Here is an 18,826-nt window from a genome sequence, read left to right as displayed (position 1 = left end):
AAATTATGACTATTAAATATAAGTCACTGTTTGTTTTACTTGCTCCTTCATTATTACTTTTAAGTGTTTATGCGGCAGCACATTCTCAGCCACTAAATCAAATAGCAGTGAAAGCATGCTTTGAAAAGCAAAAGTCACAATCGTGTCAGTATCAGGGTGGGCATAACGACTTATATATAGGAAGCTGCCAATATATGGCTGATGACTTAATGTGTGTTCGTAATCAACCCATTCAAAAAGTTGATAACAAAGAAAGTAAAACGAATAACAGCAATGATAGCCACGAACATCAAAATAAGCAGCATAAGTAGTTTTAAGAGTTAAGAGTTGTGGGTTTTGTATTATACCAATTCGCTTAATTAAGTGATCTATTTTGAGGGTAGAAAAACGTGATGATAGCTAGGCAAAAAAACGCGATTTGGTTGTTCTCGGCAATTGCTCCTGCATTGCTCTACCTTCTGCATCTATGCAGTCGTAAATGAGAATTTTTTTAACTCAGGTAGCGACAAGTTTAGCCCCGCAAAATGATTAAGTATTATTGCGAATTGGTATTAGGTGCAGTAAATTTACTGCACCTAATTAATTTAAACCGTTACGATTAGTATTGATAACTTAGCCCTACACCACCCCAAAATATATTTCGAAGTGTCTCGTCACCTGCAAAGCGTTTTTCATCTTTATTAACTGCAATGCTATAGCTTGTATATGTGTATAGGGCTAACTGATTAAAAAGCTGATACGACAAGTTTGCAGTAAACTTAACATTGTTTACTCCGTTGTGCCCATCACTAACATACCCCGTATTAAACCCCACGCCTGATTGAATATCTACTGATAGTAAATCGTTAATATAAAAATCTTTTTTTACTGCCATCTCCAAAAATGTACCGCTGGCATCAAATGAATGATAAACACTACTTAATAACTGAATATCGTCCGCATAAAAATACGCAATGTCGAGGCTTAGCTCATTATCGTGAGCATCAATGCCATCTTCGCGAGCTTTAATATAGTTATAGCCTACATACATCTCTATCCGCTCAGATAAGTGAGCGGTATAAATAGCATTTAAATTAAGCTCTGAATAATCACTACTAATACCTTTTGCCGCCCAAGGGATCACCGCAAAGTTTTTATAGTTAACCTCAGTAGCAATTGATGCAATACCATTACCGGCAAGGTTATCTCGACCTTCGGTAACATATCGGCTCTCCCATAATGGGTGAATATGTAAATCAAACTCTTTATTTTTATAATTTACGTCAGTATGGGTATGCTTAATATTTCCGCCTACGCCCACTTCAAGCTCTTGATAGTGTTCTTGTGTTTTTGCTTGTGCGTAAGCTGTATTTACTCCCGCGAGAGTCGTAATAACAAATACATATTTTAAATAGTGAGTCATTTATTAAGTCCAAAACCATCATAAATGGTAAAAAGTCGCGCATAGTATTGTTATAAAACGTGTTAGCGCAATAAATAGATGCATATATATTGTTTTATTTATTAGATTTTAAGTATTTACTAAGTATTACCCATAAACTACAAGTTGCAATTAGCTCGGGTTTTAACCAGCAAACCAAAGCTATATACGCACCGAGCAATGCTCTAGCAGGTACTTAATTTAATAGCTAAAATGATAGTTATAGTACTCACGGTGAGGTGTTCCCTATTGCAAAAACAGGAAAGCTATAAGTAGAAAGTGTAAAAAAGTGCGGTAACGGGACAAACATAAGCAGCAACAACTCAATAGCCTGCTTATTCTTAACCTAATTTATTAGCAAATTTAATGACTTAAATAAGCCATAACGGCAATGAGTGCAACATAAAAACCAAAACCGAGTAAAAAGATTAAGTCGACTCTTCTAGCTTTACTCGCTTTATAAGATGCAAAACCCTTAAACTCGCTATTATATTGCCCAAACGTAACCACTTTTAATAGTAGCCAACCGGTCGAGTAAAATAAAAAGCTCAAGCCAGTATCAACTATTAGCCAAATAAAAATCTCAAATGCAATACTCATTAACTATGTCCATTAGTTTGGAATACAAAAACTATATCAGCTATGTGTTTAAAATACAGCCGGCTTAGTTAATTAAGGTGTAACAGTAAATTTCGTTAAACCTATTAACTGGCCTGATTCGGTGACTACTTTTACTTGCCACTTACCAACAGAGTCGCTAGGAAAATTGACCTTGTGTGTCCATGCTCTATAACCAAGCTCTCTCCCGCCGTTTATATTTAACGTGATCCGATCAACTTCTTTTTTATTATGAAGCCACACATGAAATATTTTTTCATTTAAACCTCTTGGTGCTTTAACAGCGGTCCAACTATATAAACCTTGATGATGCAATGTATAGGAGTCTAACTGTTTAATACTCCCAACTGGCTTTTTATGCTGTAAATCAACTTCATGAGCTAACGTAATATCGGTTAATCGCAGCGCTGCAGGAGGCACATAGCTTCTTAATTGCCACACAGCAGTGCTCAAAGCACATAAAATCAATACTAGAATAGGAAAACGCCACCAGCGCGCATTAGGCATTAAATTGTTTAAACTCGGAAGAGTAACCACTACAGCCGTTACAAGGGCTGCAGCTAAACTTTGGCTCGTTGTAAGGTTTAACAAAATAGGTAAGGTAACAAGTAAAACAACGAATAAAGCAAAGTTATGAAACACACTAAATAACGTACGGTTTTTAGCAAGCTTCTTATAATAAAAGGGGTCGATTACCGATATAACCGCACATAACACAATGAGAGAGGTAAAAAATGCTTGAGGATGATCCCACTGCGTAACCGCTAAAAAAAACGGCAAAGCAAAAAATAGACTTTCTTGTTGCACCATTTGCAGAGCAAAACGCATTACATTAGGAGATACAGCCACACCAAACTTTTCTTCTACTTTGTCACGTAACCAATTATCAATAATTAGCCACAACCAACTAATAAGCAAAAATATCGCAATAACTTGCGAAAAAGACTCTTTTCTATCTACAAGTGCAAAACTAGCAACGCCCGACAAAAATGCCAACACAGCCAACAATCCAGGTCGCTTTTGCATCGCGCTTATAAATTTAGCGATTATATTTTTACAGTAATCCATGTATGAGTGTTTCCGTACGGGTATGTACTTTATTATTTTTATTCAGAGTATGATTAGTTTAACCAAGTTTAAATGAACAACAGATAGACGGATGGATTTAAACGCGCCATTTAACAGTACATCAAACTAACCATTTTTAATTAAATAAAAGCCCAGCATAGCGCGTCATTGGTACGTTTATTAATTTTTGTAACGTGTGAGCCTTAGCAAGTAATTCATCCTCACTAAGTACTGGCATTTTATTGTTAAAAGCGAACACAATTTTATTACCGCCTTCAATAATAAAACTAAAAATCTGTCCTGCAAATTCTTTCTCAAGAAGTTGATCGAACGCTTCCCTCTGCCCAACTTTGGTATGGCAAATATTAAGTACTAAAACACCATCAAAAGTGAGCGCATTTTTACAATCGCGTAAGTAGGATGATTCCACCTGATCTGATTCCATCCCTTCTGAGCTATATAAATCAGAAAAAATAACGTCCGTTTTTATCTGCGTGTTTTTCATGTAGTTTGCCGCATCATCAATGTGAATAAACAAACGTTCTGAAACAGGCAGTTCAAAATATTTTATAGCCATATCAGCAACGGCTTTTCGGTATTCAACGGTATGTATAGTCAGTGCGGGAAACGCATGATAAAGACTTTTTGCTATAGAGCCCGCCCCAAGTCCCATTATCATCGCGGTTTTTAAATTGGGTATAAAAAAAAGCGCAGCCATCATAGCTTGCGTATAAGCTAAGCTTAACCCGTTAATATTATTTAATTTAATACAGCTTTGATAAATTTTTCCGTCAAAGCTGAGAATTAGATTCTTTTTTGTTTGATATACATAAACAGGGCCATGCTCATCAATAGTTGATGCAATACAAGTGCCTTTGATATCCACGAATACTCAATAGGTGAGGTGATGAAAAACGAGTATAACTTAGTTAACGCACTGCCATTGCTACTAATATGGCTAATAACGCTTTTATTAATTTACAAGCATTTATATACGTACTCAAAAAAGTCGGTTTATCATTTAGGTTAGATGAGCTGAAGTATCTGCTTTTATAGCTAATTAAAACTTATCCAGTGATGAATTTTAGTATAAACAACGACGAAACATACTAAAAATTTGGCTAATGTACTGTTATAGCAATAAAAAACCCCTTTGAATATTCCTCATGTTCAACATGAATAAAGTGCACACTCAAATAAAAGAAGTCTAAACGGCTAAACATCTATCCTTTGTTTTTATCGATTTATGCCTTTTTTTCGTCAATTACTACGTAATCGAATTTAACAATAATGATTAATGAATATGACTCATGTTTTATGTGAAATTAAACCGTTTTTCTTCATATAGCAATCAACGTATAAATTACTCATCCCTTAGCGCTAAACACTATTTAACAACTTAAAGCTGCTGAATACCTAAGCCAGCTAAGTAAGTTGCAAGGCTAATAGAGCGCAGAGCATCAATCAGGTTTAAATTATAAAATTGGATATAAACACGATGAAAAAAGATTTTACATTTAATATTAAGAGCGTTTCACTCGACGAAAATTATCATCCATCAACTAATACACGTATCACAACCAACTTTGCTAATTTAGCCAGAGGTGAATACCGCAAAGCAAACTTGCGTAACGCCTTAAACATGATTAACAACCGTTTTAACGCCCTAGCCCACTGGGATAACACCAAAGGTGAGCGTTATGCTGTTGAGCTTGAAATTATCTCTGTTGAGATAGGTATTGAAGACGGCGGCGAAAGCTTCCCCTCTATCGAAATATTAAAAACAAATATTGTTGATCATAAAACAAATAAACGCATTGAAGGCATTGTAGGAAACAACTTTTCATCGTATGTGCGCGACTACGACTTTAGCGTACTCCTACAAGAGCACAATAAAGGCAAGTCTCAATTTAGTATTCCTGATGACTTTGGGGTTTTACATGGCAAGCTATTTCAGTCATTCGTAAATTCGGATACATATAAGCAAAACTTTAAAAAACCGCCGGTTATATGCCTAAGTGTGTCAGATAACAAAACCTACAACCGCACCGAAAACCAACACCCGGTACTTGGCGTTGAATACGAACCAAATGAATCGTCTTTAACTGAGCAATACTTCAAAAAAATGGGCTTGCAGGTACGTTACTTTATGCCGCCAAATAGTGCAGCGCCTTTAGCATTGTTTTTCTTTGGTGATTTACTTAATGATTACAGCAATCTTGAGCTTATAAGCACCATTAGTACGATGGAAACGTTTCAAAAAATCTACAGACCAGAGATTTATAATGCCAACGCAACAGCGGGTAAATCATATAAACCAAACTTAAAAAACTTGGACCACTCACTAACGCAAATTGTGTATGACCGAGAAGAGCGCGGCAAGTTAGCAAATGAGCAAGGCAAGTTTGCGCAAGAGCATTTTATCAAGCCGTACCAAAGAGTTCTTGAGCAATTCTCTACTAGCTATCTGTCATAACAACTAATAGCAACAACCAGTAATAACGCGCTTAACGATACGTTTAATAATTAACTAAAATATACGGCATTATTTATTATGAAAAAATTACTACCTACATCTACCGCTGGCAGTTTACCTAAGCCTTTATGGCTTGCAGAGCCAGAAACACTTTGGTCACCTTGGAAATTACAAGGTGATGAATTAACCCAAGGAAAACACGACGCCCTACGCTTGTCATTATTCGACCAACAACAAGCAGGTATTGATATTGTTAGCGATGGCGAGCAAACAAGGCAGCATTTTGTCACTACATTTATAGAGCACCTAAACGGTGTTGACTTTGAAAAACGTAAAACAGTAAAAATTCGTGACCGATACGACGCAAGTGTACCTACAGTTGTTGGCCCTGTTAGCCGTCAAAAGTCTGTGTTTGTTGAAGACGCTAAATTTTTACGCAAGCAAACCAATCAACCAATAAAATGGGCACTACCAGGCCCTATGACCATGATTGACACGCTTTATGACGATCATTATAAAAGCCGCGAAAAACTAGCGTGGGAATTTGCCATCATTCTTAATCAAGAAGCAAAAGAGTTAGAAGCCGCAGGCGTTGATATTATTCAATTTGATGAGCCCGCGTTTAACGTATTTTTTGACGAAGTGAACGACTGGGGAATCGCCTGTTTAGAGCGCGCAATTGAAGGGCTTAAATGCGAAACCGCCGTGCATATTTGCTATGGCTACGGCATTAAAGCCAATACAGATTGGAAAAAAACACTAGGAAGCGAATGGCGACAGTACGAAGAAGCATTCCCTAAGCTTCAGCAATCTAATATCGATATTATCTCACTAGAGTGCCATAACTCCCATGTACCAATGGATTTACTAGAACTAATTCGCGGTAAAAAAGTAATGGTAGGCGCAATTGATGTAGCAAATCACACTATCGAAACGCCAGAAGAAGTAGCTAATACTCTACGTAAAGCACTGCAATTTGTAGATGCCGACAAGCTCTACCCGTGTACCAACTGCGGCATGGCTCCACTACCTCACCATATAGCCAGAGGTAAACTAAATGCCTTGAGCGCTGGAGCTGAAATTATAAGAAAAGAGTTATTAAAAAAGAACTAGAAAAGTAGCTTTGAAATACAAATTGTAAACAATAACAGCTGTCGCACCATGCCATAGTAAAATCCATAAACATGGTGCTTTAGCTAAAACCGACTAAAGAACAAAGTTTAGGTTAGTTATTTAATTTTTTTATTAAAAAGCGCTAACCTATTTTTTGAAAAATCGATAACTGCTTGGTATTGAGTAAAAAAGGGAGAGCCTAACAAGCCATGTACTCCCTTTTCACCACCCGCCACCTGTACATGGTCAAGATTAAGTGACACAAAGTCAGGACTTTCAAACAAGGCATTTCCAAACTCAATTGAATGAACTTCTATATCTCCCATAGCGTGATCCGAAGTGCCCAAGCCTGCTGCATTCTCAACATTGAGTTTTTCTTCAATGCCTAACTCACTTAGGCATCCCCTGTCTAAAACAGATGTCCCAGCGCCAGTATCTAAAATAAAACGTAACAATTTACCGTTAATTTTAGCTTCAACAATTTGGTGGCCTGTTTCTGATATTTCAAACTCAATTACAGTTTTGCCTTCAGATAAATTCATATACGTTCCTTGTTAGATTTTATTTAGGTGTTGGAAAACGAATACACCCTACGATGAATCGATGTATTTAGCAGCTTTAAAGCGCAGAGGCTCACCATTAGTAAAATTTGCAATTAGAAGCTAAATTTTACTAATGGCCCACCTCAAGGCTTTTTGTTAGGTAACATTTATCACTGTAGCCTTGGTATTCGGTTGCCATAACCAGATAGACGAACCTATGCAAAAACCTAAGAATAATGTTTGAAGTTGTAATGCAAAACTATCTGAAACAATACTTAAGGAATAAAATGCAAATGAATTGATTGCAACATCGCTAAACATTATGATCAGTGTCAACATCAAGCCAACGTTACGATGTTTAACTAATAAATAAACAGCAACAATATCTATAACAGCCAATACTGTCCAATAAAAATTAATCCATTCGGGAGCAAATTTATAAGGTAAAAATCCATAGTATAAATTATCAAATATGTGGGTTGCACCAGCTATAAATAAACAAATGCACAAAACAAAAATCACTACTCTATCCATAAAATGACCCGCCTGACCTGTTACCTAACGAGCCTATAGATTAACTCGTTTTGTTATTTGCTTAGTTTGAATAAATTTTAATTCGAAAAGTTCAACAGTCCCTAGTTATCGTTATTAACTTTAATACTTTTAAACATTAAAGTACTAATTCACCACCTAAAAAGCTGCATTTGCTAAAGGTTAATCCAAGATAAACAAGCGTTGAACTCAAAGGGTTATTCAGGAATATTCTGATTATTTAGACCTTCTTTCACAACAAATATGGCGATAATCATACAGAAAATAAACCCACCTCCTATACAGATATAGTTGATTATTGAACTAGACTCAGTGTCAAGAGTCATCGCAAACAGCCCATAACTCAGTATGAGTAAAGCTATTAAAGACGAAATAATTAACACAGTGATTTTTTTCATTCTATTACTCCTTTTTCTCTAGCGAAATCCGTCAAATTCTTCAAAAATTGAATTGATTCATGAGTTATATCTTTAACCGTAAACTGCGTTGTTATTTTGAGGTCACCTTCATCTAGCACACTTTTACTTACAGCCTTTAAAAAAATGGTTTTCCCTTCATTATGCAGTGTGATTTCCGTCGGCATTTCATTTGTGTCGTACTTAAATTTACGTATAAAGTCAATTAAAGGCACATCTAAAAAACCAACAAATGCTTTTCCAAAATAAGTATCCTCTCTTGCTCGTTTTAAAAGCCAAGTATATTCAGTAGATGATAAAAACTGATTTGGGAATGTAAGTGTTTTAACTGTCTGGACTTTTTCACCATCAAAATACCCTTTAAATAAGTTTTCTCCTTCCTTTTCATAAGCAATATAGTTATTAGGGTCGTTTTTAGGATCTAAGCTCATTTCATAAATTTGCTCTTTGGTAAATCCTGGGGCGTGTTGCAGCATACCCGTTAAAGCTTTATCACTATTTTCTTTATTTACGGTATAATCTAATCTGTATGCGATATTTTTTTGATGATCTAAAATATATTGTCCATCATCTTTAATAGTCATTTCTGTAAATGTTTTATTTGGCAAAATATAGTCTGTACGAAGGTAGTTATCGGTGACTTTTATTTTAATGTCTGCGAAATGATTTAATTCTTTAGTGACTTGATAATTAAGTGTTAGGTTATTTTGTGCGTGTGCATAACCACATAAATTTGCAGTGAGAATAATTATTAATTTAACTATATTTTTCAAAATTTCATCCTTAAAATTTAGCTGTTAAAAAGCGACATAACCACGCTGTATTGAGCTGTTATCAGCGCCTAAAATACCTTTACATTAAGTAGATATAATTTTTGGTAGGCTCATAACAAGTAGAATGAGTATAAACAAAAAAACGAATAGCCCCACGTGAAGTTTAAATGGGTAAACCATTTGACTTGTTCTGTCTAACGATACTGGATATTTATATTTTAATAATGAAAACACAAGTGTTTTACTATCAACACTCCAATGAGACAGTGGGATACTCTGCCCCTTTGTTGTATTAAATACAAGTGAGATTAAATGCGACCTTTTTGAAGTTCTGCCAATCGAGCCTTCAACTGAGTCGTGATCGTAATTCCATTTAGCCTCAATGCTAATAATATCCTGCTTAGTTAGTGTGCGCGGTGTTTTATCAGTGAATAATAACGCGGGTAAATAAAGTTCATCATCATCTATTATTATGGAGCTTAAGGGCGCTGTTTTTATAAAATAGTATTTATTACAAATAATAATTCTAGCAAAATAATAACTTGCATAAGTTATTATTAAAAATGCAAAAGAGGGTTTCCAATTTTGTGATGAAAACGCAATAAATAGCGTAAGCAAAGCAAAACACAACACGATGAAATGAACTAAATTTTTCTTACTATTAGGGAGCGGTAGCGCACATCTAAGTATAGGAATATTATTTTTAGCCTCAGTGTTACCTAAAATAGTATTTTGTGGGAATATTTTTGAAAATTTGTTTACTGTTGCTGAGTTTGTTTTTTCAGCCTCGGCCTCTTCAGGTTTAGCAGTATAAACACGCTCAACGGTTGAAAGCTTATTCACTACTAGCTGCGCTTGTTTAGATTGCTTAAAACACCTAAACGTGTAGGTACTAAGCTTGCCATCTGCTGAGGTGTAATTAATATCAATCACACTAATGGCTTTATTATCTTGGCATGAAATTGTTTTAATCGTGTTAGTGTCAATGGTATGGTGATTAAACGTGAAGATTTTTTTCTTAAAAAAATAAGCAGCACAATTTACATCAATTTGATTATTATGTTCATCAAATTTTAATCGATGTTGAAACATCAAAAGCGCAAGAATTAATAAAATATCAAGCCCATCACTTGTATCAAAAATCAAGCCTTGACTTAAAACACCTAGCACAGGCCCTGCTACAGTTAGCCAAATGAGTAGCCATTTAATCGTTTCTAATAGTGATTTTAATATAATTGAATTAGCCAAAATTCCCTCTTTAAATAAAAAGAGCATGCATAATTGCAAACACTCAAAACATATAAATACTTAAGGTTTTCAAAAAACCAATTAACTAGACGCAACAATGATTACCCATCCATCTTCTTTGGAAAATTCAAATACACAGCCGTAAGACACAAAGCTTTAATACGCCTTTTAAGTAAGTTCTTTATAAAACATAGCGAGCTAATACCGACCTAACCAGACAGCCACTTTAATTGAACAAACAAAACTGTGCCACAAAATTAGCTCTTCAGGTTCATAATTAACCTTTTATTACTGGGTCGCTTTCATTTCATCTATTAAATAAGTCATTACATTTTTAAACCCAAATTACACGCATGAAAATAACTCCGTAATGGCATTTTTAACTTTTACTGAACTGTTTTAATTTATGCGAGTAGCTTTTCGCAATTGCTAATATTTGATCGCCGTTTACGCTTTAAATTTTCACAGTAACTTGCTTGTGAAGTGGGTCTGCCTACTGCACCATGAAATACGCGCGTAAATTGCGTAGTGAGTTTTAGCCAGTTATCTGGGGATATATTAAGCCTTTCTAGCAAAAGAAGGTTCATGTTATCAATATACCCGCGTTTATTCTCTCGTATTATTCGCCCTGTTAGCTCAACAAGTTCAAGGTACGATTTAAGCTCAAACGGCAGCCCTTTAGGCATAATCTGACGTGGCATGCCTGCAAAACGTAGTAACTGCTTAGGTTGTTTACCTTCTGCCGTGCATGTTAAGCGATTTTGTACACTGGTATGGTCTGACTCTTCTGGTGTGTTAGCCATTTTAGCCCTAATGGGATTTAAATCGACATAGGCCATACAAGCTGCAAGTGCTGCTTCATCTAGTAATGCTTGCGATTTGAATCTACCCTCCCAAAATCTACCCGTGCAGTTATCTTCTTTATTTGCTCTGCGGGCAATGTCTTCATTTAATAGCCGCATAAACCAGCTGATACTTGATAAGCGTTCGCGGTATTGCTTTACTGTTTGATTAAAAATGATAAGTTCAACTTTACTTAGCTTTTCACCTTGTACATATTTTTGCGTTAACAATGTGCCTTTACAGAGTTTATGCCAGCGAATAACAATCGCTTTATCATTCAGCCTGTTTGCTTTCTTATCATCTACATATAGTACCAAATGGGTGTGATTACTCATGACGGCATAAGCACATACATCAATACAAAATATTTTTGCGAGCATAAGTAACTTATCTTCAACCCAACCTCGTCGATGCTCGTAAGATTGACATGTAAAACGGTCTTCGCCACATAAAAATGCACGACGTACGCAACGCGAAATACAATGGTAATATTTTGTATCAACCAGACTTATTTGACGCTTTCTTGCAATTGCCATAAGACACCCTGCTTGTTTTTTGCACTAAATAAAGGCTAACCTCTAACTCCATAAAGTGCAAAATTTAGGATGGGTGTCACTGTTAATTCTGTTTAGCGGCCTTAAAACGCAGAGGCTCACCACTTTTAAAATTTGCAGTTAATAGCTAAATTTTACTAGTCGTCCACCTCAGGGCGTGTTGTTAGGTGTTTTTATCACTTTTGTCTGGAATATCATTACACAAAGCACACTCTACACCTTTACGTGATTGATATAGTCTTGAACATATGAATACTGCTGTTGTTATTGAAGACCAAATAAAAGCAAAAATTAATGCTTCTTGTACTGAATGCTGTTTAAGCAACTCAACTATAAAAAGTAAGGCTGCTACTCCAAGAAATACTTTTAATGCTCTAACAATCCAAAACTTAAATCCCATTTGAACTCCAAACTTGAGAAACACCTAACGAGCCTGTAGATTAACTCGTTTTTAAATTTGTTTTTATTGATAAACAAACCATAGCGGAGTTCCTATTTTGGTTCAATTGATTACTGTAATTTTACGCAGAATATAAAGTGGGAATTTGGTGTTGTTTTAATTGGCCTTTTGGAAGAGATTACGGGTGTTTGAGTGGCTTTTATTTAGAGTATGAGGGCTTACCCTTCTTAATGCATCGTCTTTTGCAGCTTTTCAATATTATGAATAAGGCATACAGTTGCTACACAATAAAGTAAAGGCATTTACTTTCGCTTGACCCCGTAAGGTCAGTTTATTCATGCCTTTATTCACCGTAATATTCCGCTTTATATTTAAAGGAGAGCCGGTTTGATACAGCCAAGTCGTTTGCCATTCTTTAATAAACAGCTATCGTAGCCCGATTGGGCTGTCTATTTTTACTTTCATTTTGTTTACATAGCTCAGCTTTTTGCGTGATTCATTATTTATAATAATGCACTCTTCATACTGTTTTTGTTGGCTTTTTACCTGATGATTAGGATGGGTGTCATCCTAATCATCATTCTGTGCAGTTATGCAAATTTGCAGCAATAGCAAAATTCAAATCTATTACTCTAGACATCAGGTTTTTTTGCAGTCTTATTATCAGGCAATGAAAAAGATATTATTGTCCCAAACTTTTTGATAGCTGTCTTATCTACTTTTTCTTTCATCAATTCTGAAAATCCAAGAAGAAAACAACTTACTTCAATTAATAAATCATCAGTTAATGCTATAACTTTTACGTTAAATCAGATAATTGAACCATTTGAGCCTCACCAAGTATTTCACGTAGATCATTAAAATCAAGAGGTTTTCCGAACAAGTGTTTAAGGTCGGACATTAAGTTGATTATAATTTTAAGCACCCAATGCATCTGTAATTAAGACACTTCCGATTGGCAACAAGTAGTCTTTAAAAGCATTAGCTCTTAGGCTTTCAACTGCATTTACAATTAACTCTATATCGCTACTCAAAATACCTCCTATGAATTAAAACTAACGCCCTAATAATGGGCAATTAGCTTGTTATAACTCACTTACTACTTTAGGCTTCTTTTTTGACCAGTACCAGCAATACAACCAGCTAGCAGGAAAGAAAAGGAAACTTAATAGGAAAGTATAAAACCCTACAAGTGGTAAGTTGTCGGATTTTCCTTTGGCAAATTTCAAAGTTAAATACAGCATAACTAAGAAATTAATAAATATGATTTGACCTGCAAAAGTTGCATTTATGTTCATTTGTCCATCCTTACACTCGACAGTGGGAGTCATACCAACGCCGTGGTAAGCCGCAGCCGCCAATAGGCGGGAACCAAAAAGCGTAGCGTTTGGCTGTCGGGTTGACCACCTTGTTATACGAAATTTTTACCACCTACGCCTCCTACTTTAAGAACTTAAGACTTAAAGAAACAATTTACACAAACTGTAAAAAATAAAATGTAGGAAGCAATAACATTACTAAAGCAACCACTTTTACCCATATGGGCTTACTCTTTACCAACAGATATGTACCAATACCAAGAAGGCCTCCAAAAGCACCTAAAATGCCTGCTGCCGCAATACTGGAAAAATTCTCTGGAAAGATAGAGCTATACTTAGGAAAAACAATAATAAAAGGAACTAAAAATACCGTAAACCACTTATCATCAAAATCAGTTATGTTCTTTTTTGATTCTGTATCGCTCATATAAATATTCTCTAGAAATCAGGTGGAATAGAAAACTAATTTTTAAATTCCACGAAACGTATAACGCCGTTTTAAGCGGCAAATTATAGTTGGCTAAAATGTGTGAGGTACGAACAACAGCCAACTGTAATTTGTCCGACTTGAAAACCCTTGTTAGGCATACATTTACGCAGAAACGTAGACTTCCGACTTATCTTGAGAACCATCTGGATTTGTCCAAAAAACTGTAGCATTAAAACCTAAAGGAGTGTCATCACAAAGCGCTGCTATAAATGAAACATCACTTCCCGTTCCAAGAACAGATATAGGTAATTTCTCTTCGATTTCACTGCCTATAAGTGGACTTGAATATTTAGTAGGTATATCTAGATTAAATGAAACATCTTTAGCTTGTTGATGGCTATTATTTGATAAAAAGAATTTATAGCTTCTATTGTCTGTTTTTCTTAGATCCAAACGGACAAACGCTTTTAATTTTAAAGCTTCTTCTTTTTCAAATGATTCGAGTTGTCTCTGAGATAATTTGGCTTGTGCTTTTTGTAATTCAATTGTGCTTTGTTTAATTTTTTCTTCGCCTTCAATTAGCTCTAGCTGTTTTTCAGCAAGCTTAGATTGTGACTTTTGTAAATCAATTGATTCTCTCTGTAGTCGTCGCTGGTCTCGCTTAGTAAGCAAGCTAACAAGTACTGCTAATAACGCAACTACAATAGTCCAATCGATTAAAGCGAGATAATTATTTAGCGCCACCGGACTCTCCTTGTATGCCTAACAATTTTGTCTACGACATTTGTTGTTTTATAAACCGACAAATGTCCATATATTACAATGCATTTATCTTAACCATCAAATAAACACCTGTAAACAATTAGTTAACTGGAAATTATTTTTAATCAATGCACAAATGCACCGAAATGGTGGAGATCAGTAATATTGGACAAAACAACAAGCACTGTCTATATATACAGTTAACTTTTACTAGAGATTCATATCATGAAATCATCTTTTTTAACTATGATAGCCGAACAAATGTACCTAAAGCGTTATGCTAAAAGTACCATTAAAGCGTATTTATACTGGATAGCTTCGTTTATTCGATTTAACTCTATGAGGCACCCAAAAACGATGGGACATAATGAGGTCGAACTTTTTTTTAGCTTTTTTAAACTCGTTTAGTCAACCAACAAAATGTTGCTACTAACACTCAAACACAAGCCTTAAATGCGTTGAGCTTTTTTATTTAAAAAAGTGATTAAAAAGCCACTCTCATTAGGTTTTATTAAGAGCAAACGAGCAACTAATTTCACAACAAAATGCCAACGCCGTTATCAGCCCTTTTTCAAGATTATAAACTCCCCGATTTAAAACAAAAAAGCACAGCCCACAAACGCCATGCTTTTTAAATCAATCTTAATCCCGCTTGTTTTACAAACGAATACCGCCGTCTATTTCAACAACACGACCGGTAAAAAAGTCGTTTTCGATTATGTATTGTGCAGTATGCGCAATTTCGTCGCTTTCGCCTAAGCGCCCTACTGGCGTTACTGCAAGCATACGTTGTTTGGCTTCAGGCTTCATGGCGTCGGTCATGGCGGTACTTATTACACCTGGTGCAATAGCGCCTACACGTATACCAAATCGACCAAGTTCTTTAGCCCATGTGGTGGTAAGTGCCACTACACCTGCTTTTGATGCCGCGTAATTTGTTTGGCCTATGTTACCTGCGCGCGCTACGCTCGACATATTAACTATAACGCCGCCTTTGCCTGATTCAATCATGTGGCTTGCAGCTTCCCGCCCTGCTAAAAACACACCGGTTAGGTTTACATCAATCACTGATTGAAATTGATCAAGAGACATTTTTTTAACGACTTTGCCGTCTTTAGCCTTTATAAACATGCCGTCGCGTAAAATACCGGCGTTGTTTATTAGCACACCAATGTGACCAAAATCGCTGTTGATGGTATTAAATACGTTTTCTACTTCGCTCTCATTTGTTACGTTTGCGGCATAACCTTTAATATTGCTAGTTACACCTTCAAGCTGCGTTAATTGCTCGCATGCTGTGTTTAATAAGTCTTGTGCCATATCTATTAAAGCAATGTTGGCACCCATAAGTGCAAACTTTTGCGCCATTGCAAAGCCTAAGCCTTGTGCGCCACCGGTTATTACTACCGTGTTATTTTTAATTTCCACGCGTTGCTCCTACTTTGAAAACAGTTTAAAAATGGCACTAAAGTCATCACTACCCGCACCTTGGTGCTGTAGCATAGTGTATAAATTTTTAGCCATTGAACCCATAGGGGTTGATGAATTACTTTGCTGCGCGGCTTCCATGGCAAGGCCTAAATCTTTAGCCATTAAATCAACCATAAAGCCTGGTTTGTAATCGTTACTAGCAGGGGCTGTATCCATTACACCTGGGCAAGGGTTGTAAAGTTCAAGCGTCCAGTTTCGCCCAGAACTTGCGGTCATTATGTCGCTAAGTACTTTAGGATCGAGGCCGTTGTTAATACCCATTTGCAGTGCTTCGCTGGTGCCTGCCATTAAAATACTGAGTAGCATGTTATTACATATTTTTGCTACTTGCCCTGCACCAATATCGCCTGCATGAAATATGTTTTTACCCATATCACTCAGCACTGTATTTGCTTTATCAAACGCGGCTTTTTCGCCGCCTACAATAAAAGTAAGTGTACCTGCAGTTGCGCCTGCAACGCCGCCCGATACCGGTGCATCTACAAAGCTTATGCCTTGTTTGCCAAGTGCAGTGCCTACAGTGCGTGCTGATTCTGCATCTATTGTTGAGCAATCAATTACTAATGTATTTTTGCTTAGCACGTTAATTAAACCGCTGTCGTCGTTATTACCCAAATACAGCGATTTAACATGCTTGCCCGCAGGTAACATACTAATAAGTACGTCAGCATTTGTTGCGCACTGCTTTGCATCAACTGCGGCTTTTGCGCCTTTGCTTGCAAGTTCATTTACGACCGACTGGTTTAAATCGAACACACTCACAGTATGTCCAGCTTTAATTAAGTTAGCCGCCATTGGGCCGCCCATATTGCCTAAGCCGATAAAACCGATATTGAGTTTAGTCATCGTCTTTCCTTTATTTGTGTATTGGCGTGTCTAAGCCATCGAGTGGATGATTTTCGCCAAAGCGGTTAACAAAAAAGCTGTCTATTATTGTTTGTGGTACATCACTAAGAGTTTTGTACTGCCAATTAGGTGCGCCGTCTTTATCTATTAATAACGCCCTTACACCTTCTTGAAACTCACCTACTTCGCCAGCGCGCACCGACATACCCAGCTCCATTTTAAAACACGCTAATAAGCTTTTGCCTTTACTGGTTTTTAATTGCTCACTAACGAGTGCGCAGCTTAGTGGGCAGCCATGTTTAAGTGACTTTTGGGCGCGTTGTAGCCATTTATCGTCAGTGGTTAGCCCTAAAATATAATCTACCTGCTCCTGCAAGGTTGTAAATTCACCCAGCTTTTGAATCGTTTTTAAATTAGCTTTTATATTGCCTTTTGGCATACGCGCAGATTGGTTATCTAAATCGGTTAATAACTTAGTTAAACGCTCATGATTTAAGCTTGCGGTTTTGCCCCATTTAGCTGCTAAAATTTGCGCAAGCATGGCATCATATTTAGTGCTGTCGATGAAGTGATCGGCAAGCGATACAAAACGCGCGTCGTCGCAGTTAATTGATGCCGACGTTAGCCCTAAAAATAGCCCCACACTTTGTGGCATTTTATGTAAAAAGTAACTGCCGCCTACATCAGGGTATAAACCTATGGTTTGCTCTGGCATGGCAATGCGTGATGTTTCAGTAACAACGCGGTGGCTAGCACCGGCCATTAGCCCTAAACCGCCGCCCATCACTATGCCGTTACCCCAAACAAGGATTGGTTTATCAAAGGTATGAATAAGGTAATCAAGCTTGTACTCAAGCGTAAAAAACTCTTCAACTAAGCTTGTTGGTTTACCTTGCGCCATTGCATGATAAAGGCTTACAACATCGCCACCAGCACAAAATGCTTTATCGCCTGCGCCTTTTAACAACACCATTGCGATTGCATCATCGTCTTGCCAAGTTCGCAATTGCGGTTCAAGTAATTTGATCATCTCAAAATTAAGCGCATTTAATGCTTTTGGCGCGTTGAGTGTAATAAGCCCAATTAAACTGCCGTTTTCTGCGGTTGCGGTTTCAAATACCACGGGCTCATCGGCGCTATTTATTAATGTTAAAGCACTCATTAGCCGTTTACCCAGTTAGCGCGGCGTTTTTCTAAAAAGGCATTTACACCTTCTTGTTGATCTTCGGTATCAAACAAACCAACAAATAACTCGCGCTCAAGAGGTAATACACTTGCCATTGGTTGATGGCGCCCTTTTTGAATCAATGTTTTACATGCAGCGACTGAGGTAGGACTTTGCTCGCTTACTTGGTTGGCCAGTTTTAGTGCTGCCGCAAAGCTTTCACCTTGTGGTACTACTTCTTCTACTAAGCCAATTTGCAAGGCTTTATCAGCTTTTAAGCGCTCGCCGCATAAAATCATGCGTTTTGCCCAGCCTTCGCCTACTAGCCATGCTAAATTTTGTGTGCCACCCGCACAGGGTAATAACCCAACTTTAGCTTCAGGGAGCGCCATTTGTGCTTGCTCTTCAGCTATACGTATATCGCACGCAAGCGCAACTTCTAGCCCGCCGCCCATTGCATAACCATTAATGGCCGCAACCGACACGCCTCTAAAATTACTAAGCGCTTCAAATGCTTCACCAAATACACGCGACATATCGGCGGCTACGCCTTTATCGCCACCAGCAAATACGTTTAGGTCGGCACCTGCGCTAAAAAACTTCTCGCCTTCACCAGTCAGTACTAATGCATAAATATTTTTATTATTATTAAGCGCGTTAACGGTATTTTTTAAATCAACTAGGGTGTCTTTTGTCCAGGTATTTGCTGGCGGATTAGACATAGTTAAAATAGCAACATGACCTTGTGTTGTAAGTTCAATACTCGGATTAGATTTAGATTCTGACATAC

General features: G+C 37.0%; 21 protein-coding genes and 1 pseudogene. 4 read left to right on the top strand and 18 right to left on the bottom strand.

The window, feature by feature from the left end:
• Positions 1 to 5: 5 nt before the first annotated feature.
• Positions 6 to 311, top strand: coding sequence for a hypothetical protein (locus FFU37_RS06600; protein WP_039487815.1), 306 nt, complete (start codon positions 6 to 8; stop codon positions 309 to 311).
• Positions 312 to 598: 287 nt separating this feature from the next.
• On the opposite strand, the gene FFU37_RS06595 is transcribed toward FFU37_RS06600, so the two are convergent.
• The 4 genes from FFU37_RS06595 to FFU37_RS06580 form a co-directional block, all read right to left on the bottom strand.
• The gene (locus tag FFU37_RS06595) at positions 599 to 1,402 is read right to left on the bottom strand and encodes a hypothetical protein (RefSeq protein ID WP_138489041.1); all 804 of its coding nucleotides are present in this window, start codon (positions 1,400 to 1,402) and stop codon (positions 599 to 601) included.
• Positions 1,403 to 1,783: 381 nt separating this feature from the next.
• Positions 1,784 to 2,020, bottom strand: a complete 237-nt coding sequence (locus FFU37_RS06590) for a hypothetical protein (RefSeq protein WP_138489040.1) — start codon at positions 2,018 to 2,020, stop codon at positions 1,784 to 1,786.
• 72 nt (positions 2,021 to 2,092) lie between these two features.
• A complete protein-coding gene (locus FFU37_RS06585) occupies positions 2,093 to 3,106 on the bottom strand; it encodes a DUF5924 family protein (protein ID WP_138489039.1) in 1,014 nt (337 codons plus the stop codon).
• 136 nt (positions 3,107 to 3,242) lie between these two features.
• Positions 3,243 to 3,992 carry a spermidine synthase gene (locus FFU37_RS06580; protein ID WP_138489038.1) on the bottom strand — a complete coding sequence of 250 codons (750 nt, stop codon included), beginning with the start codon at positions 3,990 to 3,992 and terminating at the stop codon, positions 3,243 to 3,245.
• A gap of 612 nt (positions 3,993 to 4,604) precedes the next feature.
• On the opposite strand from FFU37_RS06580, the gene FFU37_RS06575 reads away from it, so the two are divergent.
• Together FFU37_RS06575 and FFU37_RS06570 are read left to right on the top strand one after the other, a co-directional pair.
• Positions 4,605 to 5,582: a DUF1852 domain-containing protein gene (locus FFU37_RS06575; protein ID WP_024604410.1), complete on the top strand. Its 978-nt coding sequence runs from the start codon at positions 4,605 to 4,607 to the stop codon at positions 5,580 to 5,582.
• Between the two features lie 78 nt (positions 5,583 to 5,660).
• Positions 5,661 to 6,695, top strand: coding sequence for a methionine synthase (locus FFU37_RS06570; RefSeq protein ID WP_138489037.1), 1,035 nt, complete (start codon positions 5,661 to 5,663; stop codon positions 6,693 to 6,695).
• A 116-nt stretch (positions 6,696 to 6,811) separates the two neighbouring features.
• Here FFU37_RS06570 and FFU37_RS06565 read toward each other — a convergent pair whose 3' ends face one another.
• The 10 genes and pseudogenes from FFU37_RS06565 to FFU37_RS06515 form a co-directional block, all read right to left on the bottom strand.
• Positions 6,812 to 7,237: a retropepsin-like aspartic protease gene (locus FFU37_RS06565; RefSeq protein ID WP_138489036.1), complete on the bottom strand. Its 426-nt coding sequence runs from the start codon at positions 7,235 to 7,237 to the stop codon at positions 6,812 to 6,814.
• Positions 7,238 to 7,393: 156 nt separating this feature from the next.
• Complete coding sequence (locus tag FFU37_RS06560; RefSeq protein WP_138489035.1) at positions 7,394 to 7,771, bottom strand: hypothetical protein; 378 nt, start codon at positions 7,769 to 7,771, stop codon at positions 7,394 to 7,396.
• A gap of 215 nt (positions 7,772 to 7,986) precedes the next feature.
• Positions 7,987 to 8,187 (bottom strand): hypothetical protein, encoded by a 201-nt coding sequence (locus tag FFU37_RS06555; RefSeq protein ID WP_138489034.1) that lies wholly within the window; start codon positions 8,185 to 8,187, stop codon positions 7,987 to 7,989.
• The gene (locus FFU37_RS06550) at positions 8,184 to 8,978 is read right to left on the bottom strand and encodes a hypothetical protein (RefSeq protein WP_138489033.1); all 795 of its coding nucleotides are present in this window, start codon (positions 8,976 to 8,978) and stop codon (positions 8,184 to 8,186) included. Before FFU37_RS06550 ends, FFU37_RS06555 begins: the two co-directional genes overlap by 4 nt.
• A gap of 84 nt (positions 8,979 to 9,062) precedes the next feature.
• Entirely contained in the window at positions 9,063 to 10,226 is a 1,164-nt protein-coding gene (locus tag FFU37_RS06545; RefSeq protein ID WP_138489032.1) for a hypothetical protein, read from the bottom strand.
• A 404-nt stretch (positions 10,227 to 10,630) separates the two neighbouring features.
• Complete coding sequence (locus FFU37_RS06540) at positions 10,631 to 11,605, bottom strand: transposase (RefSeq protein ID WP_138489031.1); 975 nt, start codon at positions 11,603 to 11,605, stop codon at positions 10,631 to 10,633.
• A gap of 181 nt (positions 11,606 to 11,786) precedes the next feature.
• The gene (locus FFU37_RS06535; RefSeq protein ID WP_101163871.1) at positions 11,787 to 12,023 is read right to left on the bottom strand and encodes a hypothetical protein; all 237 of its coding nucleotides are present in this window, start codon (positions 12,021 to 12,023) and stop codon (positions 11,787 to 11,789) included.
• Between the two features lie 227 nt (positions 12,024 to 12,250).
• Positions 12,251 to 12,530, bottom strand: a pseudogene (locus FFU37_RS20555) (hypothetical protein); the annotation flags it as partial.
• Positions 12,531 to 13,496: 966 nt separating this feature from the next.
• A complete protein-coding gene (locus FFU37_RS06520; protein ID WP_138489029.1) occupies positions 13,497 to 13,769 on the bottom strand; it encodes a hypothetical protein in 273 nt (90 codons plus the stop codon).
• Between the two features lie 165 nt (positions 13,770 to 13,934).
• Positions 13,935 to 14,516, bottom strand: coding sequence for a hypothetical protein (locus FFU37_RS06515; protein ID WP_138489028.1), 582 nt, complete (start codon positions 14,514 to 14,516; stop codon positions 13,935 to 13,937).
• Between the two features lie 243 nt (positions 14,517 to 14,759).
• Here FFU37_RS06515 and FFU37_RS20375 point away from each other — a divergent pair, with 243 nt between their 5' ends.
• Positions 14,760 to 14,942 (top strand): phage integrase N-terminal SAM-like domain-containing protein, encoded by a 183-nt coding sequence (locus FFU37_RS20375; RefSeq protein WP_336432871.1) that lies wholly within the window; start codon positions 14,760 to 14,762, stop codon positions 14,940 to 14,942.
• A 249-nt stretch (positions 14,943 to 15,191) separates the two neighbouring features.
• Here the strand turns inward: FFU37_RS20375 and FFU37_RS06505 are convergent, their stop codons facing one another.
• The 4 genes from FFU37_RS06505 to FFU37_RS06490 are packed head-to-tail and all read right to left on the bottom strand — an operon-like array spanning position 15,192 to position 18,824.
• Positions 15,192 to 15,962, bottom strand: a complete 771-nt coding sequence (locus tag FFU37_RS06505; RefSeq protein WP_138489027.1) for an SDR family oxidoreductase — start codon at positions 15,960 to 15,962, stop codon at positions 15,192 to 15,194.
• 9 nt (positions 15,963 to 15,971) lie between these two features.
• Entirely contained in the window at positions 15,972 to 16,871 is a 900-nt protein-coding gene (gene mmsB / locus FFU37_RS06500; RefSeq protein ID WP_138489026.1) for a 3-hydroxyisobutyrate dehydrogenase, read from the bottom strand.
• Positions 16,872 to 16,881: 10 nt separating this feature from the next.
• Positions 16,882 to 18,033 carry an enoyl-CoA hydratase/isomerase family protein gene (locus tag FFU37_RS06495; RefSeq protein WP_138489025.1) on the bottom strand — a complete coding sequence of 384 codons (1,152 nt, stop codon included), beginning with the start codon at positions 18,031 to 18,033 and terminating at the stop codon, positions 16,882 to 16,884.
• Positions 18,033 to 18,824 carry an enoyl-CoA hydratase gene (locus tag FFU37_RS06490; RefSeq protein WP_138489024.1) on the bottom strand — a complete coding sequence of 264 codons (792 nt, stop codon included), beginning with the start codon at positions 18,822 to 18,824 and terminating at the stop codon, positions 18,033 to 18,035. Before FFU37_RS06490 ends, FFU37_RS06495 begins: the two co-directional genes overlap by 1 nt.
• Positions 18,825 to 18,826: the final 2 nt, after the last annotated feature.

Source organism: Pseudoalteromonas distincta, from assembly GCF_005877035.1.
GTDB classification, from domain to species: domain Bacteria; phylum Pseudomonadota; class Gammaproteobacteria; order Enterobacterales; family Alteromonadaceae; genus Pseudoalteromonas; species Pseudoalteromonas distincta.
This window is presented reverse-complemented; position numbering and strand designations above follow the sequence as displayed.

Excerpts from the sequence above, each read along its gene's own strand:
- mmsB (WP_138489026.1), bottom strand. The coding sequence starts at position 16,871 with ATGACTAAACTCAATATCGGTTTTATCGGCTTAGGCAATATGGGCGGC.
- FFU37_RS06520 (WP_138489029.1), bottom strand. The coding sequence starts at position 13,769 with ATGAGCGATACAGAATCAAAAAAGAACATAACTGATTTTGATGATAAG.
- FFU37_RS06575 (WP_024604410.1), top strand. The coding sequence starts at position 4,605 with ATGAAAAAAGATTTTACATTTAATATTAAGAGCGTTTCACTCGACGAA.
- FFU37_RS06585 (WP_138489039.1), bottom strand. The coding sequence starts at position 3,106 with ATGGATTACTGTAAAAATATAATCGCTAAATTTATAAGCGCGATGCAA.
- FFU37_RS20375 (WP_336432871.1), top strand. The coding sequence starts at position 14,760 with ATGAAATCATCTTTTTTAACTATGATAGCCGAACAAATGTACCTAAAG.
- FFU37_RS06600 (WP_039487815.1), top strand. The coding sequence starts at position 6 with ATGACTATTAAATATAAGTCACTGTTTGTTTTACTTGCTCCTTCATTA.
- FFU37_RS06540 (WP_138489031.1), bottom strand. The coding sequence starts at position 11,605 with ATGGCAATTGCAAGAAAGCGTCAAATAAGTCTGGTTGATACAAAATAT.
- FFU37_RS06535 (WP_101163871.1), bottom strand. The coding sequence starts at position 12,023 with ATGGGATTTAAGTTTTGGATTGTTAGAGCATTAAAAGTATTTCTTGGA.
- FFU37_RS06565 (WP_138489036.1), bottom strand. The coding sequence starts at position 7,237 with ATGAATTTATCTGAAGGCAAAACTGTAATTGAGTTTGAAATATCAGAA.
- FFU37_RS06490 (WP_138489024.1), bottom strand. The coding sequence starts at position 18,824 with ATGTCAGAATCTAAATCTAATCCGAGTATTGAACTTACAACACAAGGT.
- FFU37_RS06495 (WP_138489025.1), bottom strand. The coding sequence starts at position 18,033 with ATGAGTGCTTTAACATTAATAAATAGCGCCGATGAGCCCGTGGTATTT.
- FFU37_RS06590 (WP_138489040.1), bottom strand. The coding sequence starts at position 2,020 with ATGAGTATTGCATTTGAGATTTTTATTTGGCTAATAGTTGATACTGGC.
- FFU37_RS06595 (WP_138489041.1), bottom strand. The coding sequence starts at position 1,402 with ATGACTCACTATTTAAAATATGTATTTGTTATTACGACTCTCGCGGGA.
- FFU37_RS06570 (WP_138489037.1), top strand. The coding sequence starts at position 5,661 with ATGAAAAAATTACTACCTACATCTACCGCTGGCAGTTTACCTAAGCCT.
- FFU37_RS06560 (WP_138489035.1), bottom strand. The coding sequence starts at position 7,771 with ATGGATAGAGTAGTGATTTTTGTTTTGTGCATTTGTTTATTTATAGCT.
- FFU37_RS06555 (WP_138489034.1), bottom strand. The coding sequence starts at position 8,187 with ATGAAAAAAATCACTGTGTTAATTATTTCGTCTTTAATAGCTTTACTC.